Here is a 16519-nt window from a genome sequence, read left to right on the forward strand (position 1 = left end):
TCGTGGGTTGGCACACCACCTGAAGAACACCATGTTGCGCACCCTTGTGATTTCCCCGAACTGGATCGGCGACGCCGTGATGGCCCAGCCGCTGCTGCGCCGGCTCAAGGAGCTTGCGCCGGGGCGGCCGATCGACGTGCTGGCCCCGACCTGGGTGGCGCCGGTCTGGCGCGCGATGGCGGAAGTCGACACTGTGATCGAGTCGCCGTTCAAGCACGGTGCGCTGCAGTGGAAGGAGCGCAAGGCCTTCGCGAAGATGCTCAAGGCGCGCGGCTATGCCGACTCCTACGTGCTACCGAACACGCTGAAGTTCGCGCTCATCCCCTGGCTGGCCGGGATTCCGAAACGGGTCGGCTACAAGGGCGAGATGCGCTATGGCCTGGTCAACGTGATGCACCACGACGACAAGGCGGCGCCACGCCCGATGGCCCAGTTCTACCAGGCGCTGGCCAACGCGCCGGTGCGGCACTTGCCGCGCCCGGAACGCTTGCCGGAACCGGTCATGACGGTCGCCGCGGGCGAGGCCGAGGCCGCGATCGCGCGCCTGCAGCTGCCGGACGGCGTCCTGGTTGCCTTCGCGCCGGGCGCCGAATTCGGTCCGGCCAAGCGCTGGCCATCGTCGTATTTCGCCGAGCTGGCCCGGACCATCCTGGCCAATCGGCCGGACGCGCAGATCCTGCTGCTCGGCTCTCCCAAGGACCGCGCGGTGTGCGACGAGATCACGGCCACCGTACCGCAGGCGCACAACCTGGCCGGCTCGACGTCGCTCTCCGAAGCGATCGCACTGATCGCGCGCGCCGCCGCCGTGGTTACCAACGATTCGGGCCTGATGCACATCGGCGCCGCCCTGGGGCGGCCGGTGGTGGCGATCTATGGACCGACCGACCCGCGCCACACGCCGCCGCTGTCGCAACTGGCGCAGATCCTGTGGCTGCACATCGAATGCTCGCCGTGCCAGCAGCGCGAATGCCCGCTGGGACACCAGAACTGCATGAAGCAGATTCTTCCGGCTGACGTGTGGCAGCCCTTGCAACCCATGCTTGCCGGCGCCTGAGGGCGCGGGCTCAATTGAAGAGGACTTAATTATGATTCTGGTTACCGGCGCAGCAGGCTTCATCGGCGCGAACCTCGTGCACGCGCTGTCGCAGCGCGAGCCGTTCAGCGTCTTCGCCGTCGACAATATGTCGCGTCCCGAGAAGTTCCACAACATCGTCGACGCCGAGATCGCCGACTATGCCGACAAAGAAGATTTTCTGGTGCGCCTGAAGGCGGGCGAATTCGACAACAAGTTCACCGCCGTGCTGCACCAGGGCGCCTGCTCCAACACGATGGAGACCGACGGCCGCTACATGATGAAGAACAACTACGACTACACGGTCGCCCTGTTCGAATTCTGCCAGCGCCAGGGCATTCCCTTCATCTATGCCTCGTCGGCCGCCGTCTACGGCGCCGGCACCGTGTTCCGCGAAGAGCGTCCGCTCGAACGCCCGCTCAACGTCTACGGCTACTCGAAATTCCTGTTCGACCAGTACCTGCGCCGCTACTGGCAGGCCAAGGGCCAGGACGCCGGCAGCCAGGTGGTTGGCCTGCGCTATTTCAACGTCTACGGTCCGCTCGAAGGGCACAAGGGCACGATGGCCTCGGTGCCGTTCCACCAGTACCACCAGTTCCTCAAGGACGGCAAGGTCAGGCTGTTCGGCGCCAACGAAGGCTACGAGGCCGGCGCCCAGATGCGCGACTTCATCTACGTGGAAGACGTGGTCAAGGTCAACCTGTTCTTCCTCGATCACCCAGACAAGCGCGGCATCTTCAACCTCGGCACCGGCCGCGCCCAGCCGTTCAACGACCTGGCCGTCGCCACCGTCAACGCGCTGGCCAACGAAGGCAAGCCGGCGCTGTCGCTGCAGCAGATCATCGATGGCGGCCTGCTGGAATACCTGCCGTTCCCCGACAAGCTGAAAGGCAAGTACCAGAGCTTCACCCAGGCCGACATCTCGGCGCTGCGCGCGGCCGGCTACGTCGAACCGTTCACCGACGTGGCCAGCGGCGTGGCGAAGTATATGGACTGGCTGCGCGCCCAGCCGGCGCGCTGATCCCCTGTCGGCGGCAGCGCCCGGCTGCCGCCTGCCAGTGTCATTGGCGCGGGTACGCGATCCCGAGCGCGATCTCGGCTTCCACCTGCTTCTTGTTCTCGGGGCTTTCGCTGAACTCGACCAGCAGGCGCTCGATCGACATGCCATTGCCCAGATGCTGCAGCCAGTAGGCCGCGCCGGCTTCATCCGGCGGGCGTTGCAGCACGTTGCGGTAGATCGCGGTGATGATCTGGGAATGCGTGGGCGCCGCGCCGTACAGAGTGATGAATTCGTCCGAGCGCGAGAAATCGCGGGCCATGTTTTCCAGCGTCAGGCCGCCATCCATCGAACGGATCCAGTAGGCGATCCCGCCGGTGTCCGGCGTGCGGTTGAAGGCGGCGCGATACAGGCGATAGGTCTGGCCGGCGTTGCCGTCCACGTCGAACGCCAGCGTCACGTCGGTGAAGTCTAGGCGGAACGGTTCGCGCACGGTCTGGGTGCCGTCGCGTCCCGAGTTGTCGACGATGGTGAGCAGGCCGCCCGGACGCGTGATCGTATAGGCCGCGCGTGGGCCGCTCAGGACGGCGCCGTCCACGTTGACGAAGACCGGCTTGCCTGCATCGGTGTCGTACAGGCCGTGCAGCTCGGCGCGCGGCAGCAGCAGGTAGTTGCCGGCGCGGGTAGCCGTCAGCGTGAACTCGCCGCTGGCGCTGCGCAGCTCGCGACCCTGTCCAAGTTCATCCACGCCTTCGAAGCCGACTTCGCTGACGGTCCAGCCGGTGTCGGCGCCGACGTAGGCCGGCCCGGACGCATCGGCGACGAGGCGCAGCTTGACGATCTTTCCGGAATAGTCGCCGAGCGCTACAGACAACTTGCCCGTCAGGGGGCCGCGCACATCGCGGCCGGTCTCGCGGTAGAGGTCGCGCCAGTTCGCGCCGTCGTCGCTCGAGGCCTGCACCCGGAACGCCTGATCCTTCGTCGCCAGTCCCATGGACCTGGTGACCAGGACCTTGGCGGCGCTGGAGGCGACGTACAGCGTCTTGTTCAGCGTGGCGCTCTGGGGCTCCCAGTTGCCATCGACGTAGAAGCGCAGCGCGCCGCCGTCGATGATGGCCTGGTGCCCGCCGTTAGCGGTGGTCCAGGTGCCAGCGTCGATCGGCGCTGCCCGCGTCGCCGCGAGTGGCGTGCGCAGGTACTCGGTCAGGCTGTAGGCGCTTGCGCCAGGCAGCGCATCGACCCGCGCCGTATAGGGCTGTCCGGCCCGGACCAGCGCCGGCGCGGACGCCACTGGCAGTTCCCTGCCGGGCGTAGCGATGGCCGGATCGAATACCGTCACCTCGTAGTCGAAGCTGCGCGCGCGCTGCGCTACCAGGACGTTGGAAATGCTGACCCGGTAACGCACGTCGGCCGTCGGGCGCGGGTGCTTGCGGGTGCCGTCGATTACCGGCATCTTCCAGACGATCGTGTTTTCGCCGACATCCGGAATGATCGTCTCGATGGCGAGGCCGACCGGGATGCCGTCACGCGTGATCGATATCTTTGCCTGGCTGAAGTCGGCATTCGGATAGGACAGCGACCAGCGTTCGTATACGGTGGAATAAGGCACGTAGCCGCTCGACGGCCAGGCGACGAAGTCGTCGCGCACCGGGGTGCGCGGGCCCCAGTAATCGGTATCGGTCACCCACAGCGCGTTCGACGCGGCGACCTGCCGGCCGTCGATGGCGCCCGACGGGACGTCGCCGGTGCCCATGACAAGGGTGTTCGGGTGGAAAATCCAGCGGCGGTGGCCGACCGAGGCATTATTGTCGCCGTCATCCTGGATGTATCCATCGACCGTGTCCGGCCCGTGGATGCCGAGCGCCAGGTTGGAAGCGTTGGCCGCCTGGGCGCCTTCCGGCGTGTAGAACTTCCAGCTGGGGGGAGGCGTATGCGAGAGTTGACCGGCGACGCTCATCATGAGCGCGGCGTGTTGCGCCTTGGCGCTGTATGCGTCCGACAGCCGTACCGTCGCCCGCAGTCCCGCCATCGCGCGGAACCAGTTCACGCGCTGGATGACGGCAGCCTTGAACGCCGGACTGGTCGTGCCGGGAATGCCGGCGGCGTGGCTGCCGGTCCAGGCAATGGCCGGCGCCGGCTCCCGGTAGATATTGTTGAAGACGAGGCGAACCTGTTCGCGGTCACGGGTATCGATGACCAGCGGAGTACCTTCGGCCAGTACTCGCGCGGCCTCCTGGCGTTCGTGGACGACGCCGGGCCGGTAGCCTTGCGCCGCCCGCGCCTGTTCGTTGGTGAGCGGTGTGCCCAGCCTCAACTGCGAAGGCGCGACCGATTCGGCGGCGCCGGACATGGTCTGGAGGGCGGGGGCGTCGGCCTGGCCTCCACAGCCAGTAAGGGCGAGGAACGCGAGGGCGAGGGTCGTGCGAAGGATACGTTGCGTCATGCGTGAGTGTCGATGGAGAGTAAGCAGGAATTATCGAACAAGCCATGGAAATTGCCTACCTGAAATTTCATGTGAGATGCATGAAATGTCTTGACCAGCGGCTAGCAAGGAGGGCGTTTACGGCGCGTTGATATCCGGTGCCGGCCTTTATATCCGGTTTTTACGCCCTGGCCGCTAACCTGCACGGGTTCCATCAACCATGAGCAGGGAAACATGAAAGCATCGATTCAAGCGCTGGCCGCCGTCCTGGCGCTGGCGGGCGGCGCCGCCCAGGCCCAGGCCACCGAAGCAATCCAGGACGCGGCTGCGGCATCCACCATTAGCTGGAATGCCGCCGTCACCTCCGACTACCGCTACCGCGCCATCTCCCAGACCCGCCTGCGCCCGGCGCTGCAGGGCGGCGTCGACTACGTCCATGCGTCCGGCTGGTATGCCGGCGCCTGGGCCTCGACCATCAAGTGGGTCGAGGACGCAGGCGGCGACGGTGACGTTGAGATCGACGTCTATGGCGGCAAGCGCGGCGAGCTCTCGGCCGGACTGTCGTACGACGTCGGCGTGCTGCGCTATTTTTATCCGGACAACGGCATGGGCCGGCTCCCGGGCTGGGTCAATGCCCACACCACCGAAGTCTATGCCCAGTTGGGCTATGGCCCGGCCTACCTGAAGTATTCGCACGCGACGACCAACCTGTTCGGCTTCGTCGACAGCGAGAACAGCGGCTATCTGGACGTCGGCGCCAATCTCGACGTCGGCAACGGCTTCACCCTGCAGCTGCACGCCGGGCGCCAGGAAGTGAAGAACAACCCGGCTTCCGACTATACCGACTGGAAGATCGGCGTGAGCCGCTCGTTCGATTGGGCCACCGTCAGCGCCGCCTACATCGGCACCAATGCGAGCAAGTCGGCCTATGCCTCGCCGGTCAACGGCAAGTTCACCGGTCGCGACGCCCTGCAACTGACCGTCAGCCGCACCTTCTGACGGCCCGTTCTACATCGCGTTTACATCTCGTTTACACGGCGCCGCCGTCTTTTTATCCCGTTTTTAGGGCGGCGCCACTACGCTCGACCATACAACAACAACGCTGAAAGCGAACGTCCATGGACCTCATCTACCTCGGCGCGCTCCTGATCTTCGTCCGCCTGACCTGCCTGCTGGTGGCCGGTTGCGCACAAGCGGGAGGCAAGCCATGAATCTCTCCTACGTGATCGGCGGCCTGGCCGCCGCCGCGCTGCTGGTCTACCTGCTGGTGGCCCTGTTCAAGCCGGAGGACTTGTGATGACCACCGAATTCGTCGTCCTCCTTGCTGCCTTCCTGCTGGTGCTGCTCCTGCTCGCCTGGCCGCTCGGCCGTTTCATCGCGCGCGTCGCCGCGGAGGGCACGGTGCCCGGCCTGGGCTGGGCCGCCGGCATCGAGCGCGCCCTGTACCGCGTGGCCGGCCCGGCCGCCAGCGCCGCCCAGGACTGGAAGGCCTACGCGCTGGCGCTGATCGCCTTCAACGCCGTCGGCGCGATCTTCGTCTACGGCCTGCAGCGCGTGCAGGCCTGGCTGCCGCTCAATCCCGAGGGCATGGCCAACGTCAGCCCGGACTCCAGCTTCAACACCGCCATCAGCTTCGTCGCCAATACCAACTGGCAGGGTTATAGCGGCGAGCAGACCATGAGCCTCCTGACCCAGATGGTGGGCCTGGCCGGCCAGAACTTCTTCTCGGCCGCCACCGGCATCGCCGTCGTGTTCGCGCTGATACGTGGCTTCGCCGCGCGATCGAGCAGCGCGATCGGCAACTTCTGGGTCGACCTGACCCGCTCGACCCTGTACGTGCTGCTGCCGCTGTCGGTGATCCTGGCCGTGTTCCTGGCCGGGCAGGGCGTGGTGCAAAACCTGTCCGCCCACGTCGATGCGCGCCTGCTCGAGCCGGTGACCTATACGGTCGAGGCGACCGAGGCGCGTGCCGATACCCAGGTCATCCCGATGGGCCCCGTCGCTTCGCAGGAAGCGATCAAGATGCTGGGCACGAACGGCGGCGGCTACTTCAACGCCAATTCCGCGCACCCGTTCGAGAACCCGAATGCGCTCACCAACTTCGCGCAGATGATCGCCATCCTGCTGATCCCGACGGCCCTGTGCTTCGCCTTCGGCCACATGGTGGGCGACATCCGCCAGGGCTGGGCCGTGCTGGGGACGATGACGCTGTTGTTCGTCATCGCCGCCATTGCCGCCGGCGCCGCCGAGCAGCAGGCCAATCCGCTATTGACTCCGCTGGGTGTCGACCAGGTCGCCAGCAGCCTGCAGGCGGGCGGCAATATGGAAGGCAAGGAGACCCGCTTCGGCATCGCCGCCTCGAGCCTGTTCGCGGTGGTGACCACGGCCGCATCGTGCGGCGCGGTCAACGCCATGCACGACTCCTTCATGCCACTGGGCGGCATGGTGCCGATGGTGCTGATGCAGTTCGGCGAGGTGATCTTCGGCGGCGTCGGTTCGGGCCTGTACGGCATGCTGGTGTTCGCGATCCTGGCGGTGTTCATCGCCGGCCTGATGATCGGCCGCACGCCGGAATACCTGGGCAAGAAGATCCAGGCCTACGAGATGAAGATGGCCGCGCTGGTCATCCTGGTCACGCCCTGCCTGGTCTTGCTGGGCACCGCGCTGGCGGTGACGTCGGCATCGGGCACGGTCGGTGTGGCCAATCCGGGCGCGCACGGCTTCTCGGAGATCCTCTATGCGCTCACGTCCGCCGCCAACAACAATGGCAGCGCGTTTGCGGGCCTGTCCGCCAACACGCCTTTCTACAACACGCTGCTGGGCGTGGCGATGTGGTTCGGACGCTTCGCGGTGATCGTGCCGGTGCTGGCGATCGCCGGTTCGCTGGCCGCACGCCAGCGCCTGCCCGCCACCCCCGGCACCCTGCCTACCCACGGCCTCATGTTCGTCGGCATGCTGTCCGCTGTCGTCGTGCTGGTCGGTGTCCTCAACTACGTCCCGGCCCTGGCGCTCGGACCGGTGGTCGAGCACCTCCAGCTGTTCGGAGAATGACATGGAAAACTCGATGGAAAATTCGATATCCCAAAACCCCACCCAGGCGCCACGTGGCTCGCTGAGCCTGTTCGATTCCACGCTGGTGTGGCCGGCAATGGTCGACGCGCTGCGCAAGCTCCACCCGCGCACCCAGTTGCGCAGCCCGGTGATGTTCGTGGTCTACATCGGCAGCATCATCACGACCCTGCTCTGGTTGCAGGCGCTGGCCGGGCAGGGCGAAGCGCCTGCCGGCTTTATCCTGGCCACCGCCGTCTGGCTGTGGTTCACGGTGCTGTTCGCGAACTTCGCCGAAGCGCTGGCCGAAGGCCGCAGCAAGGCGCAAGCCGCCTCGCTGCGCAGCCTGCGCCAGACCGTGACGGCCAAGAAGCTGGCCGATCCCAAACATGGCGCGCCGTGGCATGCCTGCGCCTCCAGCGAGCTGCGCAAGGAGATGTTCTTCCTGGTCGAGGCGGGCGATGTGATCCCGGTGGACGGCGAAGTGGTCGATGGCGTGGCCTCGGTCGACGAGAGCGCCATCACCGGCGAGTCGGCGCCCGTGATCCGCGAATCGGGCGGCGACTTCTGCGCCGTCACCGGCGGCACCCGCGTGCTGTCCGACTGGCTGGTGGTGCGCGTCTCGGCCAACCCGGGCGAGACCTTCCTCGACCGCATGATCGGCATGGTCGAAGGCGCGGCGCGCAAGAAGACGCCGAACGAGATCGCCCTGACGATCCTGCTGGTGGCCTTGACGATCGTGTTCCTGGTGGTGACCGTGACCCTGCTGCCGTTCTCGATCTTCGCAGTGCAGGCGCAGGGCAGCGGTCAGGCGGTGACCATCACCGCGCTGGTGGCGCTGCTGGTATGCCTGATCCCGACCACCATCGGCGGTTTGCTGTCGGCCATCGGCGTGGCCGGCATGAGCCGCATGTTGCAGGCCAATGTGATCGCGACCTCGGGCCGCGCGGTGGAAGCGGCGGGCGACGTCGACGTGCTCCTGCTCGACAAGACCGGCACCATCACCTTCGGCAACCGTCAGGCTGCCGCCTTCCTGCCGGCGCCGGGCGTGACCGAGGAGGAACTGGCCGATGTGGCGCAACTGGCCTCGCTGGCCGACGAGACGCCGGAAGGCCGCAGCATCGTGGTGCTGGCCAAGAACCGCTTCAATATCCGCGAGCGGGCGATGGAGGCGATGGGCGCGGTGTTCGTGCCGTTCACGGCGCAGACCCGCATGAGCGGCGTCGACCTGGGGGAGGGCGGCAACCCGCGCCAGATCCGCAAGGGCGCCGCCTCGGCCATTCGTCGTCACATGGAGGTCATGGGCGCCGCCTGGCCCGGCGACGTCGAGCGCAGCGTCGACGAGGCCTCGCGCCGCGGCAGCACGCCGCTGGTGGTGGCCGACGGCGCGCGCGTGATGGGCGTGGTCGAACTCAAGGACGTGGTCAAGGGCGGCATCCGCGAGCGCTTCGCCGAGCTGCGCCGCATGGGCGTCAAGACCGTGATGGTCACCGGCGACAATAAACTGACGGCGGCGGCCATCGCAGCCGAGGCGGGTGTCGACGACTTCATCGCCGAAGCCACGCCCGAAGAGAAACTGGCCCTGATCCGGCGCTACCAGGCGGAAGGAAAACTGGTGGCGATGACGGGCGACGGCACCAACGACGCCCCGGCGCTGGCCCAGGCCGACGTGGCGGTGGCGATGAACTCGGGCACCCAGGCGGCGAAGGAGGCCGGCAATATGGTCGACCTGGATTCGAACCCGACCAAGCTGCTCGAGATCGTCGAGATCGGCAAGCAGATGCTGATGACGCGCGGCGCGCTCACCACGTTCTCGATCTCGAACGACATCGCCAAGTATTTCGCGATCGTGCCGGCCATGTTCGTGGCCACCTATCCGAGCCTGGGCGCGCTGAACGTCATGGGGCTGGCCAGCCCGGCTTCGGCCATCATGTCGGCCGTGATCTTCAATGCCCTGATCATCGTGTTCCTGATTCCGCTGGCGCTGCGCGGTGTGCGCTACCGCGCGATCGGCGCGGCCGCGCTGCTGCGCCGGAACATGCTGGTGTATGGCCTGGGCGGCCTGCTGCTGCCGTTCGCCGGCATCAAGCTGATCGACCTGGCGCTCGCCGCCTTCAACCTGACGTAAGGAGTTGTCATGCAATCGATTCTTCGCCCCGCGCTGGTGCTGTTCGCGGCGCTCACCCTGGCCTGCGGCGTGCTGTATCCGCTGCTGGTCACCGGCGTGGCCCAGGCCGCGTTTCCGGCCCAGGCCAATGGCAGCCTGGTCGAGAAGGACGGCCAGGTGGTCGGCTCGCGCCTGATCGGCCAGTCGTTCAGCGCCCCCGGCTACTTCTGGGGCCGTCCTTCGGCCACCGCGCCGATGGCCAATAACGGCGGTGGCTCCGGCGGCTCCAACCAGGGGCCGCTCAATCCGGCCCTGCAAGAAGCCGTCAAGGGCCGCATGGCGGCGCTGCGCGCGCTTGATGCGGGCAACACGGCGCCGGTGCCGGTCGACCTGGTCACCAGCTCGGCCAGCGGCCTCGATCCCGAGATCAGCGTGGCCGCGGCGCGCTATCAGGCGGCGCGGGTGGCGCGTGCGCGCCAGCTGCCGGCGCAGCGGGTCGGCGCCCTGGTCGAGGAGCACAGCGAGCGTCCTTTCCTGGGCTTGTTCGGCCAGGCGCGCGTGAACGTGCTGGCCCTGAACATGGCCTTGGACGCCGAAAGCGGGCATACTCGCTGAACCATGCCGCACGACCAACAGCGACCCGATCCCGACGCCTTGCTCGCCCAGATGCGCGAGGACGAGCGGCGCGCCGCGCGCGGGCGCCTCTGCATCTATTTCGGCGCCTCGGCCGGCGTCGGCAAGACCTACGCCATGCTGCAGGAAGCGAGAAAACTGCAGGCGGAAGGCAAGGCGCCGCTGGTCGGCGTGATCGAGACCCACGGCCGCGTGGAGACGGCGCGCCTGCTCGCCGGCCTCGAACTGCTGCCGCGGCGCCGCATCGACTACCGCGGCCGGCAGCTCGATGAATTCGACCTCGACGCCGCGATCGAACGCGCACCCGCCATCATCCTGGTCGACGAGCTGGCGCATTCCAACGCGGCCGGCTCGCGCCATCCCAAGCGCTGGCAAGACGTCGAGGAACTGCTCGATGCCGGCATCGACGTGCTCACCACGGTCAACGTCCAGCACCTGGAAAGCCTGAACGACGTGGTCGGCGGCATTGCCGGCATCCGCGTCGCCGAGACGGTGCCGGACCGGGTGTTCGACGCGGCCGACGAGGTGATCATGGTCGACCTGCCGGCCGACGCGCTGCTGGCGCGCCTGAAGGAGGGCAAGGTCTACCAGCCGCAGCAGGCCGAACGCGCGGCCGGCAATTTTTTCAGGAAGGGCAACCTGATCGCGCTGCGCGAACTGGCGCTGCGCCGCACGGCCGACCGGGTCGAGGGCGACGTGCGCGCCTGGCGCGAGCAGCAGTCGATCGACGCGATCTGGAAGACTGGCGCCGGCCTTCTGGTGTGCGTCGGCCCGGGACCGCTTGCCGAGCATGTGGTGAGGAGCGGCGCGCGCATGGCGTCCCAGCTCGGCGCCGGCTGGCATGCGGTGTATGTGGAAACGCCGCGCCTGGCCAGGATGCCGGATGCGGCGCGCCAGGGCGTGCTCGACACGCTCGCGCTGGCCGACAGCCTGGGCGCCACGACGGCGGTGCTGTCGGGTGACGACGTCGCGGTCATCACGCTCGAGTATGCGCGCGACCACAACCTGTCGCGCATCGCGCTGGGCCGTGCCGGGTCGCCGTGGCGCGCGCGTACGGCACGGCGCCTGGCGCGCAAGGCGCCCGGCATCGACCTGATCGAGATCGGCCAGCCGGCGGTGCCGCCAGCGCCGACGCCTGTGGCTACGCAGGATGCAGCCGTGCGGCCACGCCCGCCGTTGTTTCCCCACTTTCTTGCGGCCGGCGCCAGCATCCTGACGGCGATCCTGGCCACCCCACTGCGGCCCTGGCTCGACCCGGTCAATATCGTCATGCTGTTCCTGCTGGTGGTGCTGTTGACGGCGATCCGCTTCGGGCGCGCGCCGTCGGTCACCGCCACCTGCGTCGGCGTGGCCGCCTTCGACTTCTTCTTCGTGCCGCCGCGCTTCGATTTCGCCGTCACCGACGTCCAGTACCTGGTCACCTTCGGCGTGATGCTGGCGGTGGGCCTGATCAGCGGCCACCTGGCTGCCGGCCTGCGCTTCCAGGCGCGCGCCGCCAGCGAGCGCGAACGGCGGGTGCGCGCGCTGTACGAGTTCGCGCGCGAACTGTCAGGCGTGCTGGCGGCCTCGCAGGTGTTCGAATCGGGCCGCGCCGTGATCCAGAACGCCTTCGGCGCCCAGGCCACCCTGCTGCTGCCGGATGCGGAAGGTCGGCTCGGCATGCCGCCGGCGGACGATGGCGGGCCAGCCGCACCGCTGCCAGCCAACGTCGATCCGGGCGTGGCGCAGTGGGCCTTCGACCATGCGCAGTCGGGCGGTCTCGGCACCGACACCTTGCCGGCCAGCCCCTTGTTCTACCTGCCGCTGGTGGCGCCGATGGGCACCCGCGGCGTGCTGGCGATCGCGCCGGAAGGCGGACGCTGGGTGCTGGCGCCCGAGCAGCGCCGCCAGCTCGATGCGCTGGCGGCGCTGGCCGCGATCGCGCTCGAGCGCGTGCACTACGTGGAGGTGGCCCAGGCCGCGCTGGTGAACATGGAATCCGAGCGCCTGCGCAATTCGCTGCTGGCGGCGCTGTCGCACGACCTGCGCACGCCGTTGACGGCCCTGGTCGGCCTGTCGGAATCGCTGCTGCGGGGCGAGGACTTGCCAGAGTCGCCACGGGCGCTGGCGCAATCGCTGCACGACGAGGCGGTGCGCATGGGCACCCTGGTTGCCAACCTGCTCGACATGGCGCGCATCGAGAGCGGGGAAGTGCGCTTCAACCTGGAATGGCAGGCGCTGGAAGAGGTGGTCGGCAGCGCGCTGCGCGCCTGCGGCGCCGCCTTGCGCAATCACACGGTCGCGGTGCGACTGCAGCAAGATCTGCCCCTGGTCCGCTTCGACGCGGTGCTGATCGAGCGGGTGCTGTGCAACCTGGTCGAGAATGCCGCAAAATACACGCCGGGCGGCGCGCGCATCGAGATCGCGGCCAGCCGGCGCGGCGCCTGGATCGACGTCACGGTCTACGACGACGGTCCTGGCCTGCGCCCCGGCAGCGAAGAAGCGATCTTCGAGAAATTCACGCGCGGCGAACGCGAATCGGCCTTGCCCGGCGTGGGCCTTGGCCTGGCGATTTGCCGCGCGATCGTCGAGGCGCACGGCGGCACGATCCGGGCCTGCGACTCGCCGCTGGGCGGCGCCGGCTTCCTGTTCTCGCTGCCGGCCGGCACGCCGCCCGCGTTTGACATGCCTTCGATGGAAAGAGACGATGACTGATGCCCCCTGCGCCTTGCTGGTCGAGGACGAACCGCACATCCGCCGCTTCGTGCGCGCCGCCCTGGAGCAGGAAGGCTGGCAGGTGCACGAGTCGGTGAGCATGGGGCGCGGCCTGATCGACGCCGGCACGCGCCGCCCCGACCTGGTGGTGCTCGACCTGGGCCTGCCCGACGGCGACGGCATCGACTTCATCCAGGACGTGCGCAAGTGGTCGTCGGTGCCGATCATCGTGCTGTCTGCGCGCGTGGCCGAGGGAGAGAAGATCCGCGCGCTCGACGCCGGCGCCGACGACTATCTGACCAAGCCCTTCGGCACCGGCGAACTGCTGGCGCGCGTGCGCGCGACCTTGCGCCGCCAGCGCCAGGGCAGCGCGGGCGGCGACGGCACGGTCCATTTCGGTGACGTGACCGTCGACCCGCAGGCGCGCGCGGTCACCCGCAACGGTGAGCACGTACACCTGACGCCGACCGAGTACCGCCTGCTGTCGGTGCTGGCCGCCAATGCCGGCCGGGTGATGACCAATCCCCAACTGCTGCGCGCGGTATGGGGGCCCGGTCACGCCGAGAGCGGCCACTACCTGCGCATCTACATGGGCCACCTGCGCCACAAGCTCGAAGCCGACCCTGCCCAACCGCGACATTTGCTGACCGAGACGGGCGTTGGTTACCGGCTGTGGCTCGGCTAGGTGCATCGATGTCGTGATTTTCTTGATCTTAATCAACGTCGAGTCGTGTGCCGATGCCAAGGACGCGTGAAGCCTTCAAACCGTATTGTATCTAGTGGCGATACAAGATACAATTAAGCTCATGATAAAGGATTTCAGGCACAAGGGGCTGCAACGTTTCTTTGAAACGGGGAGTAAGGCCGGCATCCAGGCAGCGCATGCAATTAAGCTGCAATTGCAACTTGCAGCCTTGCACAATGCGACGAAGCCCGAGGACATGGGGGCGCCAGCGTGGGCATTGCACCCGCTACAGGGGAGCCTGAAAGGCCATTGGGCAATCAAGGTCAACGGTAACTGGCGAATGACCTTCAAGTTCGAAGGTACGGACGCGATTGTGGTTGACTACCAGGACTATCATTAAGGATCAAGGAGGATAAAAATGCGTATGTTTAATCCGCCGCATCCCGGCGAGGTGATCAGGGAGTACCTCGGTGATGTCACCGTGACCGAGGCGGCAGCCAGGATGGGTGTGAGTCGTGTCACGCTCCAGCGCGTCGTGAGCGGTTCGGCTGGAGTTTCGCCGGACATGGCCTTTCGTCTTGGCGCAGCGTTCGGAACGAGCGCCGAAATGTGGTATGGCATGCAGGCGCAATATGACCTTGACGTTGCCAGCAAGGTCGAGCGTCCACATATCGAGCGCATTGCAGCCTGAAAAATTCTGGCGCCCCGGTAGGTATTCTTACTCCTTCAACAGGCCGTGGCCGCCGACTGGTTCGGTTTCAAAACGCTCGCCGAAGCCGGCGATCAGGGGGCGGCCTTTTGCGATGGCGGCTTGCACCGATGGCAGCGACAGCGAGGCCTTATGGCTGGCCTGGTCTTTCCAGGTCTCGGTGATCCAGATGGCGTGGGCATCCTGCGCGTCCTTTGCGATCACGTAGGCCAGGCAGCCGGGCATGTTGGTGGTGCCGTCCAGCAGGATGGCGATGAGTGCGTCGCGCTGGCCAGCTTGGGCGCGCATTTTTCCGATCAATCCGTACATCCGGGGTTTCTCCGTGGTGGTCGTGGTGGGGGCGGCATGTGCGCCGGCCAGGGGCATGGCGGAAAGAAAGCCGATGGCGGTGCGTCGTGATATGGGCATGCCTGCTCCCTTCGGGCGTCATTCCTGCGTGACTGACAGTATAAGGCTGTGTTGGTTTAAGATGGCCTTTTTCACCACACCGTCACGGAACATCGATGCGACTTCATCCCCTTGCCCTGGCCGCCAGCGCCGTCGTCCTCACCCTGTCACAGGCAGCGCACGCCCAGCAGCCGTCCGCCATCTCGGAAACCGCGCTGCGCGCACACCTGTCGTTCCTGGCCGACGACCTGCTCGAAGGCCGCGGCACCGGCCAGCGTGGCGGCGACCTGACGGTGCGCTACCTCGAAACCCAGGCCGCGCTGATCGGCCTGCAGCAGATTCCCGGCGGCGGCTATCGCCAGAAGGTCGAGATCGAAGGCAGCAAGCTGGTCGAGGGCAGCGCCACCTTCACTGCCGGCGGCAAGACCATCAAGCCGGAACTCGGCAAGGGCATCGTGATGGGCACCAGGAGCGGCAAGGCGAACGTGGCTTTCGATGCGCCACTGGTCTTCGTCGGCTACGGCGCCGCCGCGCCGGAAGAAAACTGGGACGACTACAAGGGACTGGACGCCAAGGGCAAGATCCTGGTCATGATGGTCGACGATCCGCAGCCTACCGCCGAGGAACCGAACCGCTTCGCCGGCAAGGCCTACACCTGGTATGGCCGCTGGGTCTATAAATTCGAGGAAGCCGCGCGCCGTGGCGCCGCCGGCGTGCTGCTGATCCACACCACGCCGTCCGCCTCGTACCCGTGGAGCGTGCCGGCCAATGGCTTCGGCAACGAGCGCTTCGGCCTCAAGGGCAACGGCAATCCGATGGAAGGCTGGCTGCACGAAGACACCGCGCGCGAACTGTTCGCCGCCGGCGGTCATGACCTGGACAAGCTGCGCGCCCAGGCCGAGCGGCGCGATTTCCGCCCGGTCGACCTGAAGGTGGCAGGCAAGGTCGCGCTGCGCTCGACCATCCGTCCGGTCGAACAGTTCAACGTGGTCGGCATCGTGCCCGGCAGCGACCCGAAGCTCAAGGAGCAGGCCGTGGTCTATTCCTCGCACTGGGATCACATGGGCGTGATCGACGCCAGGCCCGGCGACGACCCGAAGGCCGACCGCATCTACAACGGCGCGATCGACAACGCCTCGGGCACCGCCGCGCTGCTGGCGATGGCGGCCGAAGCCGTCAAGAAGCCGGCCAAGCGCACCCAGATCTTCCTGTGGCCGGCGGCCGAAGAGCAGGGGCTGCTGGGCGCCGCCGCCTACGTCGCCAAGCCGGTGTGGCCGCTGGCGCAGACCGCGGCCGACCTGAACCTGGATAGCCTGAATTTCGTGGGCCGCACCAGGGACATCGGCGTGGCCGGCGCCGAGCGCAGCTCGCTGTACGAGACCTCGCAGCAGGTGGCCAAATCGATGGGCCTGAAGATCGCGCCGGCCGTTCCCGACCTGTCGGGCGCCTACTTCCGCGCCGACCACTTCGCCTTCGCCAAGGCGGGCGTCCCGGCCTTCAACGTCGGCTCGGCCGTGTTCTCGGGCGATGGCCACTTCGAATTCGAGCACCACCAGCACGAATCGAGCACCAACATCAAGGGCTTCAAGGAGCACTACCACCAGGTCAGCGACGAATACCGTCCGGAATGGGACCTGTCGGGCATGGTGCAGCAGGCCCAGTTCACGCTCAACCTCGGCTACGCCGTCGCCAATGCGCCGGCCATGCCGACCTGGAAGAAGGGCGAAGCCTTCGGCAGCGTGAAGCGCTGAGGTGAAGCGCTGAT

General features: G+C 67.2%; 14 protein-coding genes. 12 read left to right on the plus strand and 2 right to left on the minus strand.

The features are described from left to right. Nucleotides 1-31: 31 nt before the first annotated feature. Together waaF and rfaD are read left to right on the plus strand one after the other, a co-directional pair. Nucleotides 32-1054 (plus strand): lipopolysaccharide heptosyltransferase II, encoded by a 1023-nt coding sequence (gene waaF, locus AC3A6F_RS03015; protein ID WP_487678500.1) that lies wholly within the window; start codon nucleotides 32-34, stop codon nucleotides 1052-1054. A gap of 28 nt (nucleotides 1055-1082) precedes the next feature. Next, on the plus strand, nucleotides 1083-2093 hold the full coding sequence (rfaD, locus tag AC3A6F_RS03020) for an ADP-glyceromanno-heptose 6-epimerase (protein WP_487678979.1): 1011 nt from the start codon (nucleotides 1083-1085) through the stop codon (nucleotides 2091-2093). Nucleotides 2094-2133: 40 nt separating this feature from the next. Here the strand turns inward: rfaD and AC3A6F_RS03025 are convergent, their stop codons facing one another. After that, a complete protein-coding gene (locus AC3A6F_RS03025; RefSeq protein ID WP_487678501.1) occupies nucleotides 2134-4512 on the minus strand; it encodes a DUF4214 domain-containing protein in 2379 nt (792 codons plus the stop codon). Nucleotides 4513-4725: 213 nt separating this feature from the next. On the opposite strand from AC3A6F_RS03025, the gene AC3A6F_RS03030 reads away from it, so the two are divergent. From AC3A6F_RS03030 to AC3A6F_RS03070, 9 genes are all read left to right on the plus strand, one after another. Beyond that, nucleotides 4726-5490, plus strand: coding sequence for a TorF family putative porin (locus AC3A6F_RS03030; RefSeq protein WP_487678502.1), 765 nt, complete (start codon nucleotides 4726-4728; stop codon nucleotides 5488-5490). A 208-nt stretch (nucleotides 5491-5698) separates the two neighbouring features. Further along, complete coding sequence (gene kdpF / locus AC3A6F_RS03035; RefSeq protein WP_320473514.1) at nucleotides 5699-5788, plus strand: K(+)-transporting ATPase subunit F; 90 nt, start codon at nucleotides 5699-5701, stop codon at nucleotides 5786-5788. After that, nucleotides 5788-7542, plus strand: coding sequence for a potassium-transporting ATPase subunit KdpA (kdpA, locus tag AC3A6F_RS03040; protein WP_487678503.1), 1755 nt, complete (start codon nucleotides 5788-5790; stop codon nucleotides 7540-7542). The genes kdpF and kdpA overlap by 1 nt, the downstream gene beginning before the upstream one ends. Nucleotides 7543-7555: 13 nt before the next feature. Beyond that, nucleotides 7556-9667, plus strand: a complete 2112-nt coding sequence (kdpB, locus tag AC3A6F_RS03045) for a potassium-transporting ATPase subunit KdpB (protein ID WP_487678504.1) — start codon at nucleotides 7556-7558, stop codon at nucleotides 9665-9667. 9 nt (nucleotides 9668-9676) lie between these two features. Continuing rightward, nucleotides 9677-10261 carry a potassium-transporting ATPase subunit KdpC gene (gene kdpC / locus AC3A6F_RS03050; RefSeq protein WP_487678505.1) on the plus strand — a complete coding sequence of 195 codons (585 nt, stop codon included), beginning with the start codon at nucleotides 9677-9679 and terminating at the stop codon, nucleotides 10259-10261. Between the two features lie 3 nt (nucleotides 10262-10264). Next, the gene (locus tag AC3A6F_RS03055) at nucleotides 10265-12973 is read left to right on the plus strand and encodes a DUF4118 domain-containing protein (protein ID WP_487678506.1); all 2709 of its coding nucleotides are present in this window, start codon (nucleotides 10265-10267) and stop codon (nucleotides 12971-12973) included. Then, complete coding sequence (kdpE, locus tag AC3A6F_RS03060; RefSeq protein ID WP_487678507.1) at nucleotides 12966-13658, plus strand: two-component system response regulator KdpE; 693 nt, start codon at nucleotides 12966-12968, stop codon at nucleotides 13656-13658. The genes AC3A6F_RS03055 and kdpE overlap by 8 nt, the downstream gene beginning before the upstream one ends. A 121-nt stretch (nucleotides 13659-13779) precedes the next feature. Beyond that, nucleotides 13780-14058, plus strand: coding sequence for a type II toxin-antitoxin system RelE/ParE family toxin (locus AC3A6F_RS03065; protein WP_184234910.1), 279 nt, complete (start codon nucleotides 13780-13782; stop codon nucleotides 14056-14058). 18 nt (nucleotides 14059-14076) lie between these two features. After that, nucleotides 14077-14349 (plus strand): HigA family addiction module antitoxin, encoded by a 273-nt coding sequence (locus AC3A6F_RS03070; RefSeq protein WP_487678508.1) that lies wholly within the window; start codon nucleotides 14077-14079, stop codon nucleotides 14347-14349. A 27-nt stretch (nucleotides 14350-14376) separates the two neighbouring features. On the opposite strand, the gene AC3A6F_RS03075 is transcribed toward AC3A6F_RS03070, so the two are convergent. Next, complete coding sequence (locus tag AC3A6F_RS03075) at nucleotides 14377-14775, minus strand: putative quinol monooxygenase (protein ID WP_487678509.1); 399 nt, start codon at nucleotides 14773-14775, stop codon at nucleotides 14377-14379. A gap of 95 nt (nucleotides 14776-14870) precedes the next feature. Here AC3A6F_RS03075 and AC3A6F_RS03080 point away from each other — a divergent pair, with 95 nt between their 5' ends. After that, nucleotides 14871-16505 carry a M28 family peptidase gene (locus AC3A6F_RS03080; protein WP_487678510.1) on the plus strand — a complete coding sequence of 545 codons (1635 nt, stop codon included), beginning with the start codon at nucleotides 14871-14873 and terminating at the stop codon, nucleotides 16503-16505. Nucleotides 16506-16519 lie beyond the last annotated feature (14 nt).

It is taken from the genome of Massilia sp. Soil_C_3 (assembly GCF_057657035.1).

Excerpts from the sequence above, each read along its gene's own strand:
- waaF (WP_487678500.1), top strand. The coding sequence starts at position 32 with ATGTTGCGCACCCTTGTGATTTCCCCGAACTGGATCGGCGACGCCGTG.
- AC3A6F_RS03025 (WP_487678501.1), bottom strand. The coding sequence starts at position 4,512 with ATGACGCAACGTATCCTTCGCACGACCCTCGCCCTCGCGTTCCTCGCC.
- AC3A6F_RS03030 (WP_487678502.1), top strand. The coding sequence starts at position 4,726 with ATGAAAGCATCGATTCAAGCGCTGGCCGCCGTCCTGGCGCTGGCGGGC.
- kdpF (WP_320473514.1), top strand. The coding sequence starts at position 5,699 with ATGAATCTCTCCTACGTGATCGGCGGCCTGGCCGCCGCCGCGCTGCTG.
- kdpA (WP_487678503.1), top strand. The coding sequence starts at position 5,788 with ATGACCACCGAATTCGTCGTCCTCCTTGCTGCCTTCCTGCTGGTGCTG.
- kdpB (WP_487678504.1), top strand. The coding sequence starts at position 7,556 with ATGGAAAATTCGATATCCCAAAACCCCACCCAGGCGCCACGTGGCTCG.
- kdpC (WP_487678505.1), top strand. The coding sequence starts at position 9,677 with ATGCAATCGATTCTTCGCCCCGCGCTGGTGCTGTTCGCGGCGCTCACC.
- AC3A6F_RS03055 (WP_487678506.1), top strand. The coding sequence starts at position 10,265 with ATGCCGCACGACCAACAGCGACCCGATCCCGACGCCTTGCTCGCCCAG.
- kdpE (WP_487678507.1), top strand. The coding sequence starts at position 12,966 with ATGACTGATGCCCCCTGCGCCTTGCTGGTCGAGGACGAACCGCACATC.
- AC3A6F_RS03065 (WP_184234910.1), top strand. The coding sequence starts at position 13,780 with ATGATAAAGGATTTCAGGCACAAGGGGCTGCAACGTTTCTTTGAAACG.
- AC3A6F_RS03070 (WP_487678508.1), top strand. The coding sequence starts at position 14,077 with ATGCGTATGTTTAATCCGCCGCATCCCGGCGAGGTGATCAGGGAGTAC.
- AC3A6F_RS03075 (WP_487678509.1), bottom strand. The coding sequence starts at position 14,775 with ATGCCCATATCACGACGCACCGCCATCGGCTTTCTTTCCGCCATGCCC.
- AC3A6F_RS03080 (WP_487678510.1), top strand. The coding sequence starts at position 14,871 with ATGCGACTTCATCCCCTTGCCCTGGCCGCCAGCGCCGTCGTCCTCACC.